The sequence below is a fragment of the Arenibacter hampyeongensis genome (genome assembly GCF_002909255.1).
Taxonomy (GTDB): domain Bacteria; phylum Bacteroidota; class Bacteroidia; order Flavobacteriales; family Flavobacteriaceae; genus Arenibacter; species Arenibacter hampyeongensis.
In genome coordinates this window covers 89,738-111,948 of the sequence record NZ_PIOB01000005.1, presented here as the reverse complement: position 1 = coordinate 111,948, position 22,211 = coordinate 89,738, and the positions used below count along the sequence as shown (strand labels likewise).

Below are 22,211 nucleotides of genomic sequence, written 5' to 3'. Positions count from 1 at the left end.
ATGGCCAGAATCCCGAATTATTTCAATAAAAAAACGGGACTGATAAAAAGGTATTTGATATCCCCTGATAAGTTTCCTAACTTTCCCAATGGTCAGCAATGATTTTATGTATTTCCTCATTGCCTTCATCCATATCACCGAGCATTTCCCGTTGTTTAAGAATTTCGGCCTTCATTCCAGATATAATATCCTGATATTCCGAATCGTAATACGCATTGTGAAGTTCTTTGGGGTCTTGTTCCAAATCAAAGAATTCCCAGTATTTATCGGGTTGCTCTTCTTTGGTATACTCATTTACCTTAAGTCCGTTTCCGTAATAAAATGCAAGCTTGTACCGCTCCCCTCGAATTCCAAAATGGCCAGGGCGATCTTTGCTATGGTCCCAATACCTATAGTAGCCATGCTTGCGCCAATCTGCAGGGGTATTTCCTTTTAGGTTCTCTCGAAAACTATGGCCCTGCATGGTTTCCGGATAATCTATACCGGCAAAATCGGCAAACAAGGCTGAGAAATCTGCATTTTCTATAATATCCTTATTTCGGGTCCCAGCTGGAATCTCTTTTGGATACCTTATCACAAAAGGCATATGAATGGATTCCTCATAGATCAAACGCTTGTCGAACCAACCGTGCTCCCCTAAGAAATAACCTTGATCCGCCGTATAAATAACTATGGTGTTTTCTGCCAATCCAGACTTTTCCAAATAATCCAGCAACCTACCTATATTGTCATCAATGGCAGCTCCGCAGCGCATAAAATCCTTTACGAATTTCTGATAAGTCTTCATTCTTGCCTCAACTGCGCTAAGACCTTCAACCGAAAAAGGCAATTCCGGATAGGCCATATAATCCTTTCGCAATTCCGGATCTGCAGTGGCAGCCAAATAACGCTTTTGTAGGTTGTCTATGGACTGGCCTTTAAAGACCCGCCCAGTAGTTTCCGCTCCTTGATCATAGAAGGAATCCGGAACAGGAATTTCCTCATCGCGATACAAATGACTAAATCGCTCGGGGTAATCATAAGGCTCGTGTGTAGCCTTAAAATGGCACATTGCCATAAAGGGTTTGGATTTGTCCCTGTTTTCTATCCACTCCATGGTTTTATCGGCAATGATATCCGTACTGAAACCTTCCACTACTTTCCCGCCTCCATAGTAATCCTCCCAATTGTCTGCGGTTTTCAATCTAGGGTTCCAGTAATCCCCCTGGCCTGGTAGTACGGCATAATAATCGAACCCTGCAGGCTCTTGCTTTAAATGCCATTTCCCGATAATGGATGTGGCATAACCTCCCTTTTGTAACTCCTTTGCGATATTATTATGATTTGGGGACAAACCTGCTCCCAAAGTGGTAACACCATTGATGTGACTGTACTGCCCCGTAAGGATAGTTGCCCTACTAGGTGTACAAATGGAATTGGAAACCAAACAATTCTCCAGTACACAACCTTCGGCAGCCAACCGCTTTATATTTGGGTTGTGCACATAATCCTTGAGTATCCCTCCATAGATTCCCCATGCCTGGGCAGTATGGTCATCTGACATAATAAATAGAATATTTGGTCTTTCGGTATTGACAGCGGTTTTCACTTCGGTTTTATCCTTACAACTGGAAAGTGTTAACAGTAAGGCTGAAATAATAAGCACAAAAAAGTATTCTATTTTTATCATGTCTTTGTTTTAGGGCCTAATATTAATAAAATCCGTCCTTAAAACCAATGAATAACCTATACCATTAACACTTTAATGGCTTAATCCTTCAATTATTAATTGTCACATCGGCCCTATGGTACATTCCGAAGCTCTCCTTTGCCAAATTTCTCCTTAAAAGTTTAAGGATTTAATGCTTTGGCTAGGCAATCCCAATGCTCCTGAAAGTCCATGTGTTACCATTCAGGACCTTCAAATTTGTTTTCAATTCTTCATAAAGGCTATGATAGCTTTTCATCTCCACTAAACGATTTTTCCTGATCTCATTTAGATCATTGATTTTCCAAGCGATCAGGATAACGATCAGTAATGTTTTTCCAAAAGCATGTAGTAAATAACTTTTAAGTTTTCCTGAAATCAATAAGGTATGTCCAATTTTAGCAAATAGGTGCCTTTCAATTACTCCAATTTTAAGGCATTAATATCTGTAATGAGTTGGGCAATGGACGCCCTGTTTAACCCATTATAGATACCCCTAATATGTTTGTTTTTATCTACCAATAAGAAGTTTTCGGTATGCAAAAAGTCGTTTATATCCTTTGGCACCCCTAAATCGTTCTCAACAAAATATTGATTTCTTCCCAGATTGTAAATTTCCGTTTTGTCTCCTGTCACCAAATGCCATTTATTATCCATTACCCCGTTTTTTTCGGCATAGTTTTTAAGTACTTGGACAGAATCTATAGAGGGTGTTACCGAATGTGATAGTAATAGCACCTCGGGGTCATCTTTAAACGCTTCCTGCACCTTAACCATATTACCCGTCATTTTAAGACAAATACCAGGACAGGACGTAAAAAAGAAATCCGCTACATATATCTTATCATCAAAAGTCTTTTGGGAAACAGTATCTCCAAGTTGATTTACCATTCCAAAATCAGGGATTTTATGAAAACTCTTCTCCTCTGCACTATTCGGCGTTAACCAATGTGGCGTAAAGGATTCATCGCTATAGTAGGGAAGATGTTCCACCCTACTGTTCTCCACCACTTCAACGGTCTCCTTTTTTACTTGATTCTTGCAGCTAGTAATAAGTGCCAACGAACATATTAAAATAAAACCTTTATACTTAATCCCTAACAACAACTTCATCTTCCAATTTATAACATGAATTAGCCCTGAGCATTCCAAAAATGCGTCCGTTTTTAGCCTCATAATTAACATATAACTTACCGTTCGGCAACCAAGCCTTTTGCAACCCTTTCTCATTACCTTCTACCAATTGCCTTAATTTGGACAATTGCCCTGTGGCATGCCACTGTTTTTCCTCCCCTTGCTTTAAGCCATTAACGTAATGGGATTCTTCTGCCAACACCCCATTTTCCCACCAGCTTTTATACACCCCTACCAATCTGTTTTGATGATAGGTAGATTCTACCCTAAGCACCCCATTTTCAGACCAACTCCTTGCCACGCCTTCCCTTTTTCCATTGAGAAAGCCCAGTCTTTCGGCCAAAGTATCATTTGTATGAAATTTCACCGAATACCCATTGTAAGGCTGGTTTTTGTAATACCATTTGCCTTCAACTTGGTTAAGTACAAGTTCCTTTTTGGAAACCTCAACAGAATCGATTACAATAGCTTTTTCTTCTATATTGTTACGGCTAGGTGCCTCTTTACAATGGGTCAAAAGAAAGGTTACCAGGAATAATATGAAAAATGGTCGCATATTATTTTTTTTAGTATCCCTGATATGGACCGGCAAAAGCCAAATAAGATCCTGTTGTTGAATATAATTGATTGATGATGTGATAGTGATATTCCTCTACTCCATCTGTATATTGCGTTGCAGTGGTATGGCCTCCGGAAGAATCCAGATCTGTAGGATATGTTCCTGTGGAACTACATTGTCTTCCATAAAGAAAAACTCCATCCAAAAGGATTCCTACTAGGTTTTCATCATCATCTGTAAAGGCTTTGGGCTCCAAGTGATAATGGTAAACACCAGGGCCTATATGGGCACCCGTCCAGTCCAAACTAGCCGCTGCTTGGTTTAATGGGCCGCCTCCTTCTTGATCATTAAAAATAGAGGCCCCGCTTACCGCGATTCCTATAGTGTTCAGCTGTGTAGAAACCGTACTTCCCGTTAAATTAGGAGTTGCATCCACTGTAATTGTAGTAGCATTGTTATTACTGGACATGATGCTTGGTGTTCTATCCACATCGGGTTCCTCCTTATATAAGGAATTTCCTTCTCCCCAATAAACCGACTCATGGTTGGGCAAACCGGTAGTTTCTATTACTACATTGGACCCATCCAAATAAATAGTGGTGGCATCGGAATTGAATGCTGAAAATGCAGCATGCAATTCGGTCACAACAGTTTCTTCAGTATCCTCATCAGTAGCACTATCCGCACTACAGGCAATTAGGGTAGTCAATAGCAAGGCCAAGCCCATTGCTATTGCCATGATACCTTTATTCACTTTTACTTCTTTTTTCATATCAATTTATTTAAAATAATTTTAGTTTATTAGCACTTACACAAGGACAAAGCTCGTTTAATAGGAGACATCAAAATCTTCAAATCCATTTACGGCCTCAAACTTTAAGTGAACGACTCGTTTAGTTCAGCGAAAAGAAATCAGCGAATTATGGTTAAAGGAATTTCTTTACGCCTTTTGAATTTCTTGAATAAAAATCCTAACCCCAGAACACTCAGACCCAAAACAACTATAGCGGAAACCCCCAACAAAACAAATGCTGTACTTGACGAAAAAATACTTGCCTCATTATGGCCTGCTTCCACAAACTTATTACCGCTAACCTCTAACGCCAGGGTGTGATTATTGGCCTCATTTAAAACAAATTGTTCCTTGCTAAATCCTTCTTTAAAAAGAAATAGGGCACTCTGGTTTTTATGAATGTCCTTAAAGGCGCTATTTTTAACCAATACCGAATTTATTTCTGAAGGTATTCCGAAGACCTCGAAGACAACTTTGGTTTCATGACCTAGTATAACCACACCATTACTGAAAGAAATATCCCCAACCCCATTGAAACTGATATGGAGATTGTTTTTAATATGTTCCAATACCATTTGCTGAAACTCTTCTGGAGTTTGATAAGGTGTATCGGCGAAATGAGTTCGAATCTCATGCTGAAAGGCGGTTAAGGATGCACTGATCTGCAACACCCAACTGTTGTCCTGTTTTTCCACCAGCATTGTGGTGGAAACATCTGCCTGATGGGCCTTAACCGTCATAGCCGTAAATAGTAAGCAAATGATGAGAATCCTTCTATACATAATCCTAACTTTTAGATAAAAGATCAAGCCTAAGTAATTATGCCTAGACTTTATCCTTCTCAATTAATATTAATTAGCGTAAGCTCCGTTTAAACAATTAATAAAGCTATTTGTTCCGGGAGCCGCTACATGATAGTGATACCCTCTTGTCTCATCCGTATGTCCTCTACAATCATCCAAATCCGTAGGTTCTTCCCCATTGGCATCCAATTGTGCATATAGGCCAAACCCATCCATGGCATAACCGATCATAGCCGAATGCCCATCATCTTGCGTTAATTGGGTAGATACACCTGTAGCGGCGTGATAATGGTACCCGGCATTTAAATTTATATGTCCTCCTGCATCATCAAAAGGCGCTAAAGTATAGGCCCCTAAAATGGCGTCTGTAGGTGCCGGAGCATCAAAAACAACCCCATTAAAAGCTACACCCCTTTGGGAAGGTCCGTTCCCACCCATCCCTGGAGGGCCGAATCCACCAAAATCCGTAGAAGTCGATTGTTTAACAGGCGTAATAGGAATTAAATATGTCTGTGTTAAATCTGTAACATAGGAGGGTAAACATTCCACACAAAAATTTTCGTACTCTTCACCTACATTCGGGTTGGCAGCATTGGCACAATCATCTTCCGTTTCAGTGGTATATATATCCCCATTAGCATCATACATTTTCCATGTGCTATCGTTATAAAAATTGGCCATGTTTTCAATAAACGCACCATCTACATCATACACTTCCCCATTTTCCAACCATATTCCACCTGCCGAGGCATCATCAGATATATTGTCCGGACACCATGGTCCCATTTCATGGTCTGCTGGTGTGCTGGTAGCCACAATCTGATAACAGTCTGTCGACGTGCCATCGGAAAGTGTACAGGGTACCGTTGTAACGGTAACGGATCCATTACTTGTCAGGAATAGGGAGGCATCAACATTTACTATCTTAGACTCATCTACAGTAGCGCTATCATCTGTTCCGTCGCTAACATCGCTACTATCATTACTGCAACTATTACAGGAAATGAAAAGCATGGTGCTTATAAATAAAAGTGGAATTAAGTTTTTCATGTTTTTGTTTTATAATTTTACAATTGGGCTCTTATCCTATTCACGTTTCCTCCCTTTGGGCTTGGGAGCTTTTTCTAATTCCTCTTTGGTGATGTAGCCATCTTCATTTGTATCTATCTTGGTAAAATCATCTTTGATAGGGCCTTTCAATTCCTCTTTGGATAATTTTCCGTCCTCATCCTTGTCCATTTCCTTAAAAATTTGATCTACTGAGGGCCGCTCTTTTTGTCCTTGTCCGCCTTGAGGTTGTTGTGCGTTAACGTTAGCGGTAAAAAATACGGTTACCATCGCTGTTAAGACTGCTGATTTTACTATCATTTTTTTCATTGTTATTGTTTTTAGAATTCACTATTTTGACTACAAAGATGAGCAATGGTTGAACGTTAAATGGATCCATTCAGCGAACCAAGGGAAGTTTTAAGCCAAAGCCGCATTAACAACTGTGAACGTTACATTTAGGTGGGTATACAAGCACCATTTTCGCACTGGCATGAAAAATATTTCCGTTTATTTGTATCATGGACCGAACAAAACGATTTCTCTTTCACATCTTGCTATGGCTCAGCGTATGGCTCATGGCTTGGTTGCTCATGACCGATGATGTGCTCTTTCTTCAACGGAATACACCACCATTTATATTGCAAATTGTAGTTGTTGCCGTATTAATATATTATACAGCTCCTGCTCTTTTGTTTAAAAAAAAGTATGTTCTTTTTGCAATCGTTTCTTTGATATCGATTGTTTTCTGTGCAACCCTTATTTCCAATACTTCTATGGGACTGCTAGAAGGAGGTACACCAACCCATGAAGTAGGTCCACCACCTGGAGTGCGACCAAAGGCACCACCTCAATTTTTAATCCATTTCTTGGTGCTGTCCATAGCCTATGTGCTGGCCACCTTTGTGGAGACATTTTTGTTTGCCCAAAAGAAGGAAGAAGAAACCATTCGCAATAAAAATGAAAATCTGCAGACCGAACTAAAACTGCTAAAATCCCAGATCAATCCTCATTTTTTATTTAACTCCCTAAATAATATCTATGCCCTATCCGTAACAAATTCGGAGAAGACCCAACAAGGCATAAGTACCTTGTCCAATATGCTGCGATATGTTCTGTACGAATGTGAACAAGCTTTTGTACCTCTTAGAAAAGAGGTCGATTACATAAAGGACTATTTGGCCATGTACGTCCTTAAAAGCAGTAAAACATATCCCATAACAACCGATTTTCAAATTAAAAACGATGCTGTACAAGTAGCGCCAATGCTATTCATTCCCTTTGTTGAGAATGCCCTAAAGCACGGTAATTTGGAAAAGATTACCGATGCCTTTTTAAAAATCAGTATCTTTTCCGACGACCAAAAAATCAATTTTGAAATTGAAAACAGCATTCCAAAAGAACCAATGCACCAGGACAAGCTTGGAGGAATAGGCCTTGAAAATGTAAAGAAAAGATTGGATATACTATATCCGAAAAAACACACATTAAAGATTCAGAAAGAAGCAACTTCTTTTAAAGTACAACTACAAATAGATTTGCATGGGGACGATTAAATGTTTAATTGTAGACGATGAGGAACTGGCTCGTAGCCTGCTCAAAACCTATATTGAAAAAGTAAATTTTTTGGAATTGGTGGCCGATTTTGAAAATCCCTTGGACACCATTAAAGTTATAAAAGAACAAAAAATAGACCTCCTATTTTTGGATATCCAAATGCCCGAAATTAAAGGTACAGATTTTGCAAAAATGATTCCGGATACCACACAGATCATCTTTACCACTGCTTACTCTGAATATGCCCTTGAAGGTTATGAACTTAATGCCGTTGACTACCTTCTAAAACCAATTACATTTGAACGCTTTCTTAAGGCGGTCAACAAAATAAAAACAAACACGGATCAGGAAGCGTCGGAAGATTCGATTATCGTCAAATCAGGCTACGATCTGCATAAACTGAGGTTTGATTCCATTCTTTATATTGAGAGTGATAGCGAATATGTCATTTATCACACCCCACAGGGAAAGATTATGAGCAACCAGAGCCTTACAGCTTTGGAAAAAAGGCTGCCAAAGGAATTGTTCATGAGGGTACACCGGTCCTATATCGTTAATAAGAAAAAAGTGAGTGCCCTGAAGGGAAAGGATGTGTTTATTGAAAAAGTGGCCATTCCAGTTAGCGCCAGCTATTTCGATTCGGTAAAAAGCAATCTGTTTTAGGTATCCCGGCTTATATCCTTATATTCATTCCACGGCATTCAACACCAAAGTTGTCACCGATTTTCCAAGGATCTCAATCGAGTTGTTTATTGAAATACCCTTGTCCATTTTGTGAAGGTTAAAGGAATCGTTGGTTATGTAGCTATTCATCCTCGTTTTATTTGGCAATGCCATATTCAGCTTTATATCGATGGCTTTTTCCTGTTGATTTACTACCACAATAACAATGCTCCTATCCTTATTTTTATAAGCGGACAACAACACCCCATCCTTTAAATTACCTTCTGCATCGATACCCTTGTAATCCACAAATACCCTTTTTGCTCTTGGTCTAATAAACCTAGAGTAATTGCCCAAGGTCCATAGCAATTTGGAGTCGTAATAATTGCCGTCCTCGGTGCCCTTGTCCACATAAATAAGTCCGTCCTTAAAATCGTAGGGGCTCATAGCCAACCACCAATGCCAGGCACTCGCATTGGCAATGGTTAGATCGGCATGGATAAGTCGGGCCACATAAAGTGCCGTCTGCATGCCCAAATCCCGGCCTTTACCCTTAATCTCCTCATTGTTCTCCAAAATACAGTATTCGCTCATCCAATATTCCAACGAAGGATACTTAAGCAGCTTTTCGGCGATTCGCTCTCTTTCCCTTTTTAGTTTTTGAATATCCCAAGTTGTAAAATAACTATGTGCAGCAACCTTTGGGGCCACCGATTTTAAATTGGCTAAATAGTTGGGACTCCCAGGATTAAAAAATGTTTCAACTTGGTTGCTCCTATTGCGATGCTTTTCTTTTTCCCCTGTTAAATAGTCTATGGCCCCGGCCTCCGTAAGCTCTATTTTGGAATTTATTTTTTTCTGGATAAAAACGGAATCGATTACCCTTGTGGCAGCTGCCAATTCATCATTGTTCCAAGGAGAACCTTCCTGTCCGCCTTTCCATTCCCATTGGGGCTCGTTGAAGGGACTTATATAATCAAAATTAATGGCCAGACTATCCCTAAAATGGTGAAGAAAATTTGCCAAGAACATCCCATAATCCACATACTTATCCTGAGATAAATTAGCCGCCAATCCGTCCTCCGAATGCGCCTTATTGTTCCTTGTCATTTGTATTGGCGGACTATTCACAAAAGCTATGAATTGTTCTACCCCTCGTTCTTTTGCTGCCTGTAGAAACCATTGCTGACCTGCTTGGTTCTTCCAGTTGTAGCTTCCATCGTCTTGTAAAAAACCCTCCGCCCTTCTCCAGGGATCTTTTATCCCGCTATCGCTTCCTTGGGCTGCACTACCTGCGCCAATATTAAAACGCCAGGACGATAGCCCAATTCCTTTTGGAGACCCATCTGTATTGTTTTCCATACTAAACAACCAATCGGCCATTTGATTCTTTTTATTTTCTGGCCACAAGCCCGTAAACTGGGCCGACCATGCATCGGAAGCTGCGAAATTGTGAATGGTCTGATATTCATTATCAATAGAAATAACTACCTTGACTATCTCCTTCTTTTGCGAAAAGGCAAAATGGCAAACAAGTACAGCACAAGCAAAAATGATATTAAACTTGGCTTTAAAATATTTAGGGGATTGATCATCCATTATTAATTTACTTCTCCTCATATTGCCTTTCTAACCAATTATTTAAATTTAAATTCCTCAGAAGGCGTTCTACTTTTATTTAATTGCTCTATGAGTTCTTTGGCTTTTTTGGGGTAGTCCTTAATAACATTCCTAGTTTCACTTGGATCTTCCTCTAAGTTATAGAGCTCATAATCTCCAGCTGCGTTTACATCATACCTAATTAATTTCCAATTTCCAGCCAATAAGGCCTGTCTACCTCCGCGTTCATGAAATTCCCAATACAAATAATCATGCTCCTTCTGGTTCTTTTTACCCATTAGCGTTGGTAAAAAAGATATTCCGTCCAATTGCCCGTCCACTTTTATATCCAAAAGATCGGCTATAGTTGGAAGGACATCCCAAAAGGCAGAAATGTGGCCCGATTTTGTATTTTTTTCAATTCTATTAGGCCAACTCGCTATCATAGGAACACGAATTCCACCCTCGTACAGATCGCGTTTGTAACCTCTGTAAATGGAATTGCTGTCAAAGTAATCCGGGTCCGCACCTCCTTCTTCATGCGGTCCGTTATCGGATGTAAAGATAATTATGGTATTGTTTGTCAAGACCAACCTCTCTATCTTCTGCATAATTTCCCCCACTTGATCATCCAATACATTTATCATGGCTGCAAAGGCAGCATGTGGATATTCTTGGGATGCGTAGGGGCCTTTTCTATATTTGGGACCATCATCAACCCCGTTATATGGACTCTCCGGCTCCAAGGTGCCCTTATACTTATCCATATAAGGGCTAGGTGCCACAAGTTCTGCATGCGGCATGATAGAGGGGTAATATAGAAAAAAGGGATTGTCTTTATTTTTATCAATAAAGTCGAGCGCTTTTTTATGGATCAAATTGGGGGCATATTCACCAGTAGCTTTGTCCTTGTTCCCCTCTAAAATAACTTTTTCACTATCGTTCCATAAAAAGTAGGGGTAATAATTATGTGCCAAAGTCTGATTAATATAGCCGTAAAAATGATCAAAACCCTGACTTAAAGGGTCACCTACAGACCCAATATTTCCCATACTCCATTTGCCAAAAGCGCCTGTGGTATAGCCTTTTTCTTTTAAGATCTCTGCTATTGTCACACTTTCGGAAGGCAAGGGCACAGCCTTATTTCCCCTAATTGGTGTATGTCCCGTATGCTGCCCTGTCATCAATGCAGATCGGGAAGGAGCACAGACTGTTGACCCGGAATAATGCTGGGTGAAAATCATCCCTTGTTTAGCCAGCTTATCAATGTTTGGTGTCGAAAATTTTTTTTGGCCAAAACAACTCAAATCCCCATACCCAAGATCATCTGCAAGGATGTAAACGATGTTGGGCTTTTCCAATCCGCGAACTATTTTAGGTGTTTCCTGAGCTCTGCCCACGAAGGCCAACAATGGGATAAAAAACAGCAGTGGTATTCTTTTTCTGATTGTTCTTAATCGCTTCATATTTTATGGATTTTATTTGATCATTGAAAAATTCGTTTGCAGTAGCAATATACAATGACAACTAATCATTGTCTTAATTATCTTGGTGAATTCATTTAGAATATTAATTTAACCAATATTCCCATTTACTGGTTCCAACTTTGTATTTGTAAAAAAATAAATGGTCAGGGTAAATATTATAAAAACATAAAGGGGCTTCCCAACACAGAAGCCCCTTTTACAATTAAAAAACTAACTTAACTACTAACAATTTTTATTCTATATTCAAATAGGTGCCTTGGTCAAATGTAAAAACCTCTGAGGGTGTCCTGGCATTTTCAAAAATATTTTTCATTTCTTCCACTACCTTCGGATAATTTTTTGCAAGATTATTCTCCTCGCCCAAGTCGGAATCCAGATCATAAAGTTCTATTGGTGCATCCGACGAGCTGAAAACATTGTACTTCACTGCTTTCCAATTACCTTTTCGGATAGCTTGTCGACCTCCTTTCTCATGAAATTCCCAATACAGATATTCATGTTCTTTTTGATCTTTCTCTTTACCCAAGAGGGTTGGCAGAAAGGAAACACCATCTAAAGAAGGGGGAACTTCCATATCTACAATATTCGAAAACGTGGGTAATACGTCCCAAAATGCCGAGACGTGATCGGTTCTGGTGTTTGGTGTTACATGCCCTGGCCATTTCACAATAAGCGGAACACGGATACCACCTTCATAAAGATCTCTCTTGGTTCCTTTAAAAGGACCGTTGCTATCAAAATAATCTGGGTCGGCACCTCCTTCAGTATGTGGTCCGTTATCCGAAGTAAACATTACAATGGTATTATCCGCTATTCCAAGTTTTTCCAATTTGGCCATTATCTCACCTACTTGGTTGTCCAATATATGGATCATTGAAACAAAGGCAGCATGGGTCTCTTTTTGAGATTCATAGGGACCGTTACGATACTCTGGACCATCATCTAAACCTTGATAGGCTTTTTCGGGCGGGTATTTTCCCCTATACATTTTTAAGATCTCCTCAGGTGCCGCTAATTCGGCATGCGGTATAATAGAAGCTACATAAAGAAAAAACGGATTGTCCTTGTTGAATTCTATAAAATTCAAAGTCTTTTCATGAATTAATTGTGGGGCATAAACCCCTTTTTGCTGCCCTGAATTTTCCTCCAATACCAAGGAATCATTATTGGCCCACAAATGACGAGGATAATAATTATGTCCCAAGCGTTGACAATTGTATCCAAAGAAAGTATCAAAACCTTGGTTCATGGGATCTCCTTCAGAACCTGGGTAACCTAGTCCCCATTTACCAAATGCACCGGTAACATAACCCGCTTTTTTCATGGCTTCAGCCATAGTAAAGGTATTGTCAGGTATTGGATATTGCCCCTCTGGCTGAATTTCCTTATTACCACGAACAAAGGTATGGCCGGTATGCATACCCGTCATCAATGCCGATCTGGAAGGCGCACATACAGTACTTCCGGAATAATGTTGGGTGAAGAGCATTCCTTCCCTAGCCAACTTATCTATATTAGGTGTTGTAAACTTCTGCTGGCCGTAGGCACTTAGATCACCATAACCCAGATCGTCGGCCAATATGTATATAATATTCGGCTTAGCAACCATTTCCTGAGCCCTATCTTTTTTGGATGACTCTGTTAACTGCCCCTTGTTTTTACATGCATACGTCCCTGATATAATAAGTATTAGAAAACCTAAATTAAATATCTTTTTCGTCATAGTATTCGTATCAATTACAGTGGAATTTGAAGATTTCATCCCACTTTAGTTTAAATTATGTCACTACTTATAACGTCCTAAGTTTATATTCCATTAACTTAATAATCCAATAGAAAAAACAAAAGGAGCATCGTATTGGTACCATAGCCACAGGAACTTGAGATTCGGTCAAAAATGAAAATCCCAGCTCTTTCACTACTCAATTACAATCAGTTCTTTAGGCCGTTTTTAGGATGCTGTCTACAAATAGTCTATTCTCTTTCCAAACTATGGGTTATGGATAAAAATACAATTTTTGTTCGAATGGCTATCTCCAAAGACAGTTTTGATATCGATAATTCGGTAACTGGCCATTTGCAGTTCACTAACGATAACTGGGGTTTTAGATCATTTGCGAAGCTGTTGTCAAAGGACCAATGATAGGTTAAGGCAATTGGCTGTCATCATCAACAGTTAGCTTTATATCTTTTCGGTACGGATATTAAGGTTAGCTTGATGAACCCATTATCACTTAAGATGTATATCCAAATGAATGGGATGGAGACAGATAGGAGCCATGAAAAAAATGATCTACAGCTAAGGATCTGATCATCAGGATTACCTTATGACAAAGATTATGTGTGAGGTCTGCCTTCAAAGACTTGTATTTTAGCTCAGTGCTTCGCAAGGCAAAAAATCTGCTTAAAAAGTTACAATGTTAATTATATTGAACCATTTCAACATTTGAGCCCTATTTTAGATATTTAATCCGTCATTAAAGTCGATGACTTAGGATATATTTGATCCAATATCCGTTAAAACACCGAATCTTTATTGCAGAATATCTTCCATATATGAAACATTTAAAAAACCTTCACATCCTTATCGTCTTAGTTTTGGCGACAACCATTCTATCCTGTAAGCCTTCCAAGGATAACCCATTGAATATGTCACTTCCCAATATTGTTCTGATCAATGTGGACGATCTTGGATGGAAAGATTTGGGCTTTATGGGTAGCCAATATTATGAAACACCTAATTTGGATGTTTTGGCGAAAGAAGGAATGGTATTTTACAATGCCTATTCCGGAGCAGCAAATTGCGCCCCGAGCAGGGCTTGCATGCTTTCCGGACTCAATACCCCCAGACACGGTGTTTATACTGTAAGTCCTTCGGATCGCGGCAATTCCAAGACCAGAAAATTGATCCCCATAGAGAATACGGACCACCTTAATGATACCATATACACCCTTCCCCAAATGTTGAAGTCGGCAGGGTATGTCACAGGAAGTTTCGGGAAATGGCACGTAGGAAATGACCCTAAGGAACAGGGCATAGATGTTAATATTGGGGGTAGTTCCAAAGGGAACCCTGGTAAAGACGGTTACTTTTCCCCCTATAATATAGATAATATTACCAATGGACCCGACGGGGAATATTTAACAGACCGGATTACCACAGAAGCCATCTCTTTCGTAGAAAAATATAGGGACACATCCTTTTTTCTCTACCTTCCCTTCTATACGGTACATACCCCTATAATGGGAAAAGAGGAGCTGATTGAAAAATTTAAGAACAAAAAAGGATCCGATGGACAAAATAGACCGGACTACGCCGCAATGGTAAGCTCCATGGACGAAAACGTGGGCAGACTACTTTCCTCACTAAAGGCAAATGGCCTTGAAAAAAATACTATGGTGATATTTACCTCCGATAATGGCGGTATTAGAGCCATTTCCGAACAAAACCCCTTACGTGCCGGTAAAGGCTCCTATTATGAAGGAGGAATCAGGGTTCCAATGGTGATTAAATGGCCTGGCAAGGTCAAACCCAATTCGAGCTCTATGGCCCGTGTAAGCAATTTGGATTTTTACCCCACCTTGCAACAAATAGCAAACCCTAAGAAAACAGCCCAGGTTCTGGATGGTATAGACCTGAATTCCATTTTGGAAACCAAAACCCAAAAAGAAAGAGACCTTTTCTTTCATTTTCCCATTTATCTACAGGACTACAGTAAAGTCCAAGATCAAGGCAGCGATCCATTATTTAGAACAAGACCTGGTTCCGTGATTATTTCCGGCGATTGGAAATTGCATGAATATTTTGAAGACAGTCGTTTGGAACTCTATGACCTAAAATCGGATCCGGGGGAAAATAATAACTTAGTGAATAATTATCCGGAAAAGACGCAAGAACTACTTGAAAAACTCAAAGCTTGGAGAACAAAAAATAATGCCCCCGTACCAACCATAAAAAACCCTGAATACGATGCGATTTTTGAACAAGAAATGATGCAAAAGGTGGATTTAAAACAGGAGAGGCAAATAGGAAACTTCGAGTCATCAACGTCCGGGAATCTTTAGATTGAAAAAATGATTATTCGGCCTTAATCAAATTTAAATACCTACCCATCCAATAGGGCAAAAGCCAATATACCGGTTCCTTTTCTTGTGCAGGATCTCCAGATACGGCCAAGTAGGGATTTTGATCCCATCTTGTGGTCCGATATTCACTTGGTGGACGCAATTCAGTTTGAAGTTCCTCTAAAATGGGTTGCCGCACCACTTTTAGATCCTCACGTTTCGCGTTATCTATATACCAATCAACCAAATCCAAGGGGGCATCCCTTAAAAAATCTATGGAATTATCCAGCTCATCGGAACCTCTTGTAAGTAGGTTATACGTAAAATTAACGAGTGGACTTTTTGCCTCTTTATGTTTATTGAACCATTGATTCAAATGGTCGTGGTACTCCCTGTTTAGATCTGGGTCATCTTCATAATTGATCAGGGTTGGATACATATACAAAGACAAGAAGATATCAAAATAAGTTTCCCATGAAGGATTGGTATTGTGCAACATTTTTGCATTTTCCAAATACCCTTTTTCCCTTATCAATTTCAAATATTCTTTTTGATATTTTTCTTTTTTTGTAACATAATAGGTGAATTTTAGGAAAGCAAGCAATTCCAAGGAATTCAATGCCCTTTCTGGGGACCAATCTGGATCATGGTTCAGAATATTAGGGGACCAAACACCCCATTTGGTATGGGTCCCGTCTACGTCCACCAGGTTAAAGTCGTTCCGGATCAGGTGGTCCATAATTTTGCTAAAATGATCCGCTACCCGCTGCTTTTCATTATCATCTGCCACTAAGTTATAGTAACAATAATACCCGAATAAATGTCCGGAAATTTCATCACTGCTAGTATCGCCTTTCCATTTCCATTTTCCATCCTTGGAAACATGCCAACGCTTTTCAACCGGTTTTTGTCTGGGATTCTCAATTATTTCCTCCGCCAGTTCACGCGCTGTGTAAGTCCGGTTCATATCATGCGATTGATTCCAGGAAACGGGAATAATGGTCCTTGCAAAAAAACCATCATCACCCGTCACTTCCCTTAAAAGATGTAAAAAATTAAAAGCCTTTTTTGCTCTATCCTTAGCTTCAGGATCTTTAGTGGTGGCATATCTAAAGGATTCCATGGCCAAGTAGTTGGAGGTAAACTCGCCGTCATTATCGTCATCCTCAGCTTCAATGGTTGTGGTATCACCTGGCGTGACCAATTTTGACCTAGCAATAATCCATGGTTCCCGTACATGGCGTCGTATTAATTGGTCGTAAAAATAATCTGCTTTCTCGGCAAGCGTCATCTGTCGCTGTTTTATAGCACTTACTCCATTGGATGTAGCTATCCAGGCATTTCCATTTTTATCAAAGGCTATATCCCTAACTTCGTCAGATACAAGCCAACGTCTTCCTACCCGTACCGAATATGCTTCTTCTCCTTTGACAAATCTAGTAATCCCATATTGCGATCCTACCCACATTCTGCCATCGGGGGCTTTTGCAACGGTATTTACGTTGGAATTTGTTATACCGTCTTTAGGCCGTTTTTCTCCTATTTTGGTTGTTTGGTTTCTAATTGAAACCCCACCCAAACCGCCAACCCACAAGTTTCCCTCTTGATCAAAATCCATTCCCCTGATATAGGCGCTGATAAGATCATTGTTTGCTTGATATACCTTGGTTCCTTCATCATTGCAATGGTATAGCCCCACATCTGTACCTATCCACAGACCACCATTGTTATCCGAAAGTGCCGTGCGGATACTCCTCGCTGTTTTATATTCCTTTTTTAGCCAGTTTTTATCCTTAAACAACCAGATCCCGTATGGTCCCATCGCATATACACCTTCATTTGTCGATACTATTTTCGAGAGCGGTGGTTTTGGTCCCTCCATTTTTTCGACATTGCCGTCCCTATACCTGTAAACCCCATTCCAAGTGGCCATCCAAACGTTTTGATCCCTATCAATTTCTACATCGTAGGCAGGACCTTGATCCTCGCCAATTACCCCCAAACTCCATTCTTTTGAATTTGAACTTTTCCGATAGACTCCGTTTTTCGTGGCAATCCAAATAGTTCCGTCCAGTGCTGGTTTAATTGCCCTTACATTATTGGCATCTTCGCTATTTTCATCTACACTATACCCTTCATGATATTCTTGAACAAAGGGTCTGTCTACATAAGATGCTTTAAGGTTTGCAATTGATTCGGCTCCTATATTTTTATTTTGTCCAAACGATAGAATAGGAATAAGAAATAGAAAGAAAATGATTTTTTTCATTGCTGGTAGTTTGTTGATTTGGCATTCAATGAGAAGGAATGGTGGCCACGGATATTATAAATTCCCTTAATTTATTGATGTCCATATATTTACATATAATTTTAAGCCTCCCAAAGCAGGGATACAAATTAATACAAGTTTCCTGTTAATCCTAGCTAATCAAAAACTTGTATTAAAAAACCCCAAGGCACTCTCATATACAAACAACAGGCTAAGCCGTATTTGAATAATATTATTGACGATTGCTGTTTTAAATTGGTATTTTAGTATAGAACATGTGTTAATTGACATTATTCCTGACTATTTTGTCCATATTTCAATGAAGTAATATCAGCTTTTAAAATACATATGACGCAACCAACCACTTATCTTCCTCATCCGGAATTGCAGGAATACATTGCCAGCTATGGTATATTGGAAATCCCGGAAGGGGTCAACGAACCCTATTTTTCCCCTCCCTTAGGATTAAGTGGAATTATTATCCAAACCATAAACACTCAGAATAATGTCATCGCAAAACTAGAGGGAGAAGATTTCTTTACAGAAAACGCTGTGGTTACCGGGCAAGTTACCTATCCGGTTTATGGGCAATTCATTGGCCACGTTAAGACAATTATGATTTTCTTCCAGCCTCTCGGTATGCACGAACTGTTTGGGACCGAAATGTCTACCTTAAAAAACAAATCTATGACCTTAATTGACTTTCTAGGCAAAGAGAAAGCCGATAAGCTGTTGGGTAAATTAAAGGAGGATCAAAACAACGACCAACAAATCAGAGTATTGAATAATTTTTTTCTAGGTTTAAATACTATGTGGAAAGAAATAGATAACATTAAAAGTGTCCTGGATTATATCCATATCAATAAAGGCGGAGTTTCCATAAAGGAAATTGAACAAAGTTGTCATTACCAAAGAAAAACCTTGGAAAGGCATTTTAAGAAGATGATAGGATTATCCCCAAAAGTATACACCCAAATTTATCAATTTAAATGCTTGATCAATCTTTTACAGGCCCAGCCCGAGATTACTTGGTCTGAATTGGCCGTTCAAGCCGGATATTTTGACCAATCGCACATGTCACGTTATGTAAAAGAATATCTAAAGGTTTCACCAAACAGCATAGCGGAGTTGGATATGGATTTCATTAATTACCTGCTAAGACGATAATCCCAAAAGTAATAGACCGCTATTCTTTAATCCTTAATGCAAAAGTATCCCTTTCACGACCTAAGTCAACATCCATCTTTGATAGCCTATGACTTCTTGGCGTGGAAAAGGGCGATATATTAAAATGGAATTCTTCAAGTTTTGCATTCCGCTAAAGCCTAGCCAATTATGTCGCATCTGTACAAGAAAATAAAAATATTTTCACCTAATTTACAGGCTTAATTGTTTAAGCTTTTTGTATGAAATATAGTTTACAGGCAGGTCAACCACCAATAAAAAATTAAGGGTACATGTAACGTTGATTTTTATTTGAATTAGCATTCTTAATCTAGAAACAACCATACAATATTCTAATTAAGGCCTGCCTGTTTTTTTAGACCATTATTGTTTAGTACCTATCCGATTCCCATCCAAAATTTTAGGAAATTAATTAAAACAGCAAAAGAGCCTATCCCCTACCTATTTTATCTCCTTGGACGCAGCTGCATTTACAAAAAGTACGTTCCCAATGTCCCCATAACCGTCAAATGCCTGTATACCCAAGTGATCCACTGTCTTTTCTACAAACCCTACAATGGTTAAATCGGCTTCCTTGGATTTTTCATTGATAATATGTTTAATGCCTATGTCTGATTTTTGGGCGATAAACTCAATGTTCTTAGGGGAAATGGGCAATTGTCCTGTTTGAATAAGTAGAAATAGCCGCTCCCGCTCCTCATCTATGGAATCCTCGGGAAAAACAGCATGAATATTGATCGTTGCTTCCTTCCAATCCGGATGTCCCAACAAGATATAGGCAAGAAGGATCATAAGATTGGCATTTTCAAAATCGTAGGGGGAAATCCATAGGTGAATTTGTTTCATTAAACCAAATCCCCTTTCTGAACTGGCCAAAATAATGAGATCAAAATCAACAGATTTAATAAGTCCCAGGTTATCCACTATATCCAATAAGTTATCCGGATGATTTTTGTGATACTCAAACAAAAGAAGATTGTTTTCCTTGCCTGCTATTCCCGGCAATTGGATAATCTGCGCCACTGTGGAGGTAAATGAAGGGGAAACAATGGTATCTATAAAAACATTGCTTTTGCTAACATCTGCCATAGCTATCAACTGTTTCTTACATCGAGCAGCCTCCTGATTGGTTTCTTTGGACAAATAACCCTTAAGGTAATGAATATATGTTCCAAAACCATAGCGATAGGCTATCCATCGCAATAATTGAAAAGCGGAAAATCTGACAAAACTATCTTCTGAAATGGCAACGGTAGAGGGTCTCCAGCTTTGCGACTTTTCTTTTTCCGTTTTTTGAAGAAAAACCTGCATCTGCCGACTTAGCTGAAAAATAACTCCTTGAAATATGACAGCAAGATTTCTTTTGTCCTGGTTGTAATTAACCACCCATAAGAACAAAATCAATATCAAAACTATGGCCATTAGCGCATAGGCCGCATTCATAAAAAACATGAGCGCAAAACAACTAATAGCCCCAAACAGGGACACATACCAACGGGATTTAAATTTTGGCCGATAAGAAGGGTCGGCTGCAAAATGATTCAAAAAGGAGATCAGGCACAGCGAACCATAAGCCACCATAAAAAACATGGATATAATCTGGGCAACACTATCCAGGGCGCCCATAAGAATAAAAACACCTGCAATCACTATCGTCAAGACGGAGGCATTATAGGGCTCATCCTTTTCCCCTTTCCCCTTGGACAACCAATGGTTGAATTTAGGCGTAGGGAAAATCCCATCGCGCGCTATGGCCTGCAAGGTACGGGGAGCAACCATAATACTTCCCAGCGCCGAAGAAATGGTGGCTGCCGCCAATCCCAGTGGAATTATCCACCATCCTTGCCAAGCTATATCAGCCATAATCAATCGGGAGGTATCTGCCAATTCATGTGGAGGGGCTGACACGGCCAATTTCCAGGCAATGAAAAAATACATGAGCATCCCACAAAGTGTAGCTGCCAAGGTACCAAACGGTATGGATTTCCCAGGGTTTTTGAGGTCGCCGGACAAACCTACACCAGCAGTCATTCCCGTAAAAGCTGGAAAGATAATTGAAAATACGATGAAAAATCCAATGGCCTCAGGGAGTCCATTACCATTTTTATTTTCTGAGGTCGCACTAATTTTATCCTTCTGATTACCTTCAAATGGTCGCCCAACTATAAGACTATCGCTTTCATTATTCCTTGTGGCTTCCGATGAAGAGGGATTTATCACAAAGGCCTCGGGTCTTTCCATCACATCCGATATGTTCTCAAAAGGATCAAAATCATGTGACCTGCTGTATTCTGTTGTGCCAATAAAAAATGCCAATAACGATATAGCAAGAATGGCCACTACCGTATACAGCAGCTTAACCCCCAAATCCGCACCTTTGGTCAGCATAACATAGGTAAGCAGCAACAGGCCCGGTATGCCAACGGTCTGTTTCTGCCGTAACAACCATATGAGCCAATCCGGCATGGATAAGGTTGCTATCAACCAATCAAAGAAGATGGTGAAAGCCTCCGAAAATGCCATCACATAAAACGCTACACTTATTGCTTGGGACAAATACAGGGCAATGCCAATGGTAGAACCAATAACCAGTCCAAAAGAGCGGGAAATAATGTAGTACTCCCCTCCTCCTTCCACTTTCTGGTTGGTCGCTATTTCCGCAATGGCCATGGCTGTAGGAATGGTCACCGCATGCCCGATTAAAATTATGGCAATAGCACCCAAAAATCCCACTTGCCCAACGGCAAAACCAAATCGGAGAAACATAATGGCACCTAAAATTGTGGCTATGGCCGTAAAAAAAACGGGGGCGGTACCGAAAGTTTGAACCTTATTTACGAAGCTCTGTTGCATAGGCATTCATATTGATACTTAGGTGGCTAAAATCAAATGCATTTTGATTATAGACTGGCATAATACTTCCACTTTGGAGTCTTATCACGATCAAACCTGGAAAGCAGGGTGTACCTATTACATATCTCATTTGCCCACAGAATCCCCATCTGACCATTTTTTCTATAATTCTACTAACAAGATACAAAAAGGGTATTCTATTATCGATATTGAAGACTATTAAAAGGTCCTATTTGTCAAGCTTCCAAATAGTTGTATCAAAAAGGGCTACCCAACACACCTCTGATCTGAGCGCAAAACACAAAGTGCTATATAACCCTCGGCTGCAGGCTATCTACGCTTCTGACATAAATTTAAATCCTTGCGAATAACCTTAAGGGATTGTCCTTTTATAGGAATTGGTTTGCCAAGAGAAATAAGATGGCAATTAAGGTTGGAAGGACCCAGTTTTGTGCAATTATTGCCAAAAGAAATTATAAGGTCCAGAGTGCTGGAAAGGTATACGGGGGA

General features: G+C 39.7%; 16 protein-coding genes. 4 read left to right on the top strand and 12 right to left on the bottom strand.

From position 1 onward, the window contains the following. Positions 1–76: 76 nt before the first annotated feature. The 7 genes from CWD91_RS13735 to CWD91_RS13700 all read right to left on the bottom strand — a co-directional run bounded on the left by CWD91_RS13735 (position 77) and on the right by CWD91_RS13700 (position 6,353). Positions 77–1,669 carry a sulfatase family protein gene (locus CWD91_RS13735; RefSeq protein WP_103441536.1) on the bottom strand — a complete coding sequence of 531 codons (1,593 nt, stop codon included), beginning with the start codon at positions 1,667–1,669 and terminating at the stop codon, positions 77–79. A 438-nt stretch (positions 1,670–2,107) separates the two neighbouring features. Next, entirely contained in the window at positions 2,108–2,800 is a 693-nt protein-coding gene (locus CWD91_RS13725; protein ID WP_103441534.1) for an SCO family protein, read from the bottom strand. Beyond that, a complete protein-coding gene (locus CWD91_RS13720; RefSeq protein ID WP_103441533.1) occupies positions 2,778–3,377 on the bottom strand; it encodes a toxin-antitoxin system YwqK family antitoxin in 600 nt (199 codons plus the stop codon). The genes CWD91_RS13725 and CWD91_RS13720 overlap by 23 nt, the downstream gene beginning before the upstream one ends. A gap of 10 nt (positions 3,378–3,387) precedes the next feature. Further along, on the bottom strand, positions 3,388–4,152 hold the full coding sequence (locus CWD91_RS13715; RefSeq protein WP_103441532.1) for a YHYH protein: 765 nt from the start codon (positions 4,150–4,152) through the stop codon (positions 3,388–3,390). Between the two features lie 140 nt (positions 4,153–4,292). Beyond that, positions 4,293–4,955: a hypothetical protein gene (locus CWD91_RS13710; RefSeq protein ID WP_192877672.1), complete on the bottom strand. Its 663-nt coding sequence runs from the start codon at positions 4,953–4,955 to the stop codon at positions 4,293–4,295. Positions 4,956–5,024: 69 nt separating this feature from the next. Continuing rightward, positions 5,025–6,026 (bottom strand): YHYH protein, encoded by a 1,002-nt coding sequence (locus CWD91_RS13705; RefSeq protein ID WP_103441531.1) that lies wholly within the window; start codon positions 6,024–6,026, stop codon positions 5,025–5,027. Between the two features lie 36 nt (positions 6,027–6,062). Further along, entirely contained in the window at positions 6,063–6,353 is a 291-nt protein-coding gene (locus CWD91_RS13700) for an EF-hand domain-containing protein (RefSeq protein ID WP_103441530.1), read from the bottom strand. Between the two features lie 191 nt (positions 6,354–6,544). Here CWD91_RS13700 and CWD91_RS13695 point away from each other — a divergent pair, with 191 nt between their 5' ends. Then, a complete protein-coding gene (locus tag CWD91_RS13695) occupies positions 6,545–7,579 on the top strand; it encodes a sensor histidine kinase (protein ID WP_103441529.1) in 1,035 nt (344 codons plus the stop codon). Next, a complete protein-coding gene (locus CWD91_RS13690) occupies positions 7,566–8,243 on the top strand; it encodes a LytR/AlgR family response regulator transcription factor (RefSeq protein WP_192877671.1) in 678 nt (225 codons plus the stop codon). The genes CWD91_RS13695 and CWD91_RS13690 overlap by 14 nt, the downstream gene beginning before the upstream one ends. 24 nt (positions 8,244–8,267) lie before the next feature. On the opposite strand, the gene CWD91_RS13685 is transcribed toward CWD91_RS13690, so the two are convergent. From CWD91_RS13685 to CWD91_RS13675, 3 genes are all read right to left on the bottom strand, one after another. Next, positions 8,268–9,863 (bottom strand): glycoside hydrolase, encoded by a 1,596-nt coding sequence (locus CWD91_RS13685; protein ID WP_103441528.1) that lies wholly within the window; start codon positions 9,861–9,863, stop codon positions 8,268–8,270. A gap of 17 nt (positions 9,864–9,880) precedes the next feature. Continuing rightward, positions 9,881–11,308 (bottom strand): arylsulfatase, encoded by a 1,428-nt coding sequence (locus CWD91_RS13680; protein ID WP_103441527.1) that lies wholly within the window; start codon positions 11,306–11,308, stop codon positions 9,881–9,883. Positions 11,309–11,561: 253 nt separating this feature from the next. Further along, positions 11,562–13,091, bottom strand: a complete 1,530-nt coding sequence (locus tag CWD91_RS13675) for an arylsulfatase (protein WP_239985781.1) — start codon at positions 13,089–13,091, stop codon at positions 11,562–11,564. Between the two features lie 794 nt (positions 13,092–13,885). Here CWD91_RS13675 and CWD91_RS13670 point away from each other — a divergent pair. After that, positions 13,886–15,394 carry a sulfatase gene (locus CWD91_RS13670; RefSeq protein WP_103441526.1) on the top strand — a complete coding sequence of 503 codons (1,509 nt, stop codon included), beginning with the start codon at positions 13,886–13,888 and terminating at the stop codon, positions 15,392–15,394. A 13-nt stretch (positions 15,395–15,407) separates the two neighbouring features. On the opposite strand, the gene CWD91_RS13665 is transcribed toward CWD91_RS13670, so the two are convergent. Continuing rightward, on the bottom strand, positions 15,408–17,663 hold the full coding sequence (locus CWD91_RS13665) for a ligand-binding sensor domain-containing protein (RefSeq protein ID WP_103441525.1): 2,256 nt from the start codon (positions 17,661–17,663) through the stop codon (positions 15,408–15,410). A 348-nt stretch (positions 17,664–18,011) separates the two neighbouring features. Between CWD91_RS13665 and CWD91_RS13660 the strand changes: the two genes are divergently transcribed. Further along, positions 18,012–18,830, top strand: coding sequence for a helix-turn-helix domain-containing protein (locus CWD91_RS13660; RefSeq protein ID WP_103441524.1), 819 nt, complete (start codon positions 18,012–18,014; stop codon positions 18,828–18,830). Between the two features lie 459 nt (positions 18,831–19,289). On the opposite strand, the gene CWD91_RS13655 is transcribed toward CWD91_RS13660, so the two are convergent. Continuing rightward, the gene (locus CWD91_RS13655; RefSeq protein ID WP_103441743.1) at positions 19,290–21,701 is read right to left on the bottom strand and encodes an amino acid permease; all 2,412 of its coding nucleotides are present in this window, start codon (positions 21,699–21,701) and stop codon (positions 19,290–19,292) included. Positions 21,702–22,211: the final 510 nt, after the last annotated feature.

Bases quoted from the DNA above. Each gene is read 5' to 3' on its own strand.
- CWD91_RS13700 (WP_103441530.1), bottom strand. From the start codon at position 6,353: ATGAAAAAAATGATAGTAAAATCAGCAGTCTTAACAGCGATGGTAACC.
- CWD91_RS13715 (WP_103441532.1), bottom strand. From the start codon at position 4,152: ATGAAAAAAGAAGTAAAAGTGAATAAAGGTATCATGGCAATAGCAATG.
- CWD91_RS13670 (WP_103441526.1), top strand. From the start codon at position 13,886: ATGAAACATTTAAAAAACCTTCACATCCTTATCGTCTTAGTTTTGGCG.
- CWD91_RS13665 (WP_103441525.1), bottom strand. From the start codon at position 17,663: ATGAAAAAAATCATTTTCTTTCTATTTCTTATTCCTATTCTATCGTTT.
- CWD91_RS13685 (WP_103441528.1), bottom strand. From the start codon at position 9,863: ATGAGGAGAAGTAAATTAATAATGGATGATCAATCCCCTAAATATTTT.
- CWD91_RS13725 (WP_103441534.1), bottom strand. From the start codon at position 2,800: ATGAAGTTGTTGTTAGGGATTAAGTATAAAGGTTTTATTTTAATATGT.
- CWD91_RS13695 (WP_103441529.1), top strand. From the start codon at position 6,545: ATGGACCGAACAAAACGATTTCTCTTTCACATCTTGCTATGGCTCAGC.
- CWD91_RS13720 (WP_103441533.1), bottom strand. From the start codon at position 3,377: ATGCGACCATTTTTCATATTATTCCTGGTAACCTTTCTTTTGACCCAT.
- CWD91_RS13655 (WP_103441743.1), bottom strand. From the start codon at position 21,701: ATGCAACAGAGCTTCGTAAATAAGGTTCAAACTTTCGGTACCGCCCCC.
- CWD91_RS13735 (WP_103441536.1), bottom strand. From the start codon at position 1,669: ATGATAAAAATAGAATACTTTTTTGTGCTTATTATTTCAGCCTTACTG.
- CWD91_RS13680 (WP_103441527.1), bottom strand. From the start codon at position 11,308: ATGAAGCGATTAAGAACAATCAGAAAAAGAATACCACTGCTGTTTTTT.
- CWD91_RS13705 (WP_103441531.1), bottom strand. From the start codon at position 6,026: ATGAAAAACTTAATTCCACTTTTATTTATAAGCACCATGCTTTTCATT.
- CWD91_RS13710 (WP_192877672.1), bottom strand. From the start codon at position 4,955: ATGTATAGAAGGATTCTCATCATTTGCTTACTATTTACGGCTATGACG.
- CWD91_RS13690 (WP_192877671.1), top strand. From the start codon at position 7,566: ATGGGGACGATTAAATGTTTAATTGTAGACGATGAGGAACTGGCTCGT.
- CWD91_RS13660 (WP_103441524.1), top strand. From the start codon at position 18,012: ATGACGCAACCAACCACTTATCTTCCTCATCCGGAATTGCAGGAATAC.
- CWD91_RS13675 (WP_239985781.1), bottom strand. From the start codon at position 13,091: ATGAAATCTTCAAATTCCACTGTAATTGATACGAATACTATGACGAAA.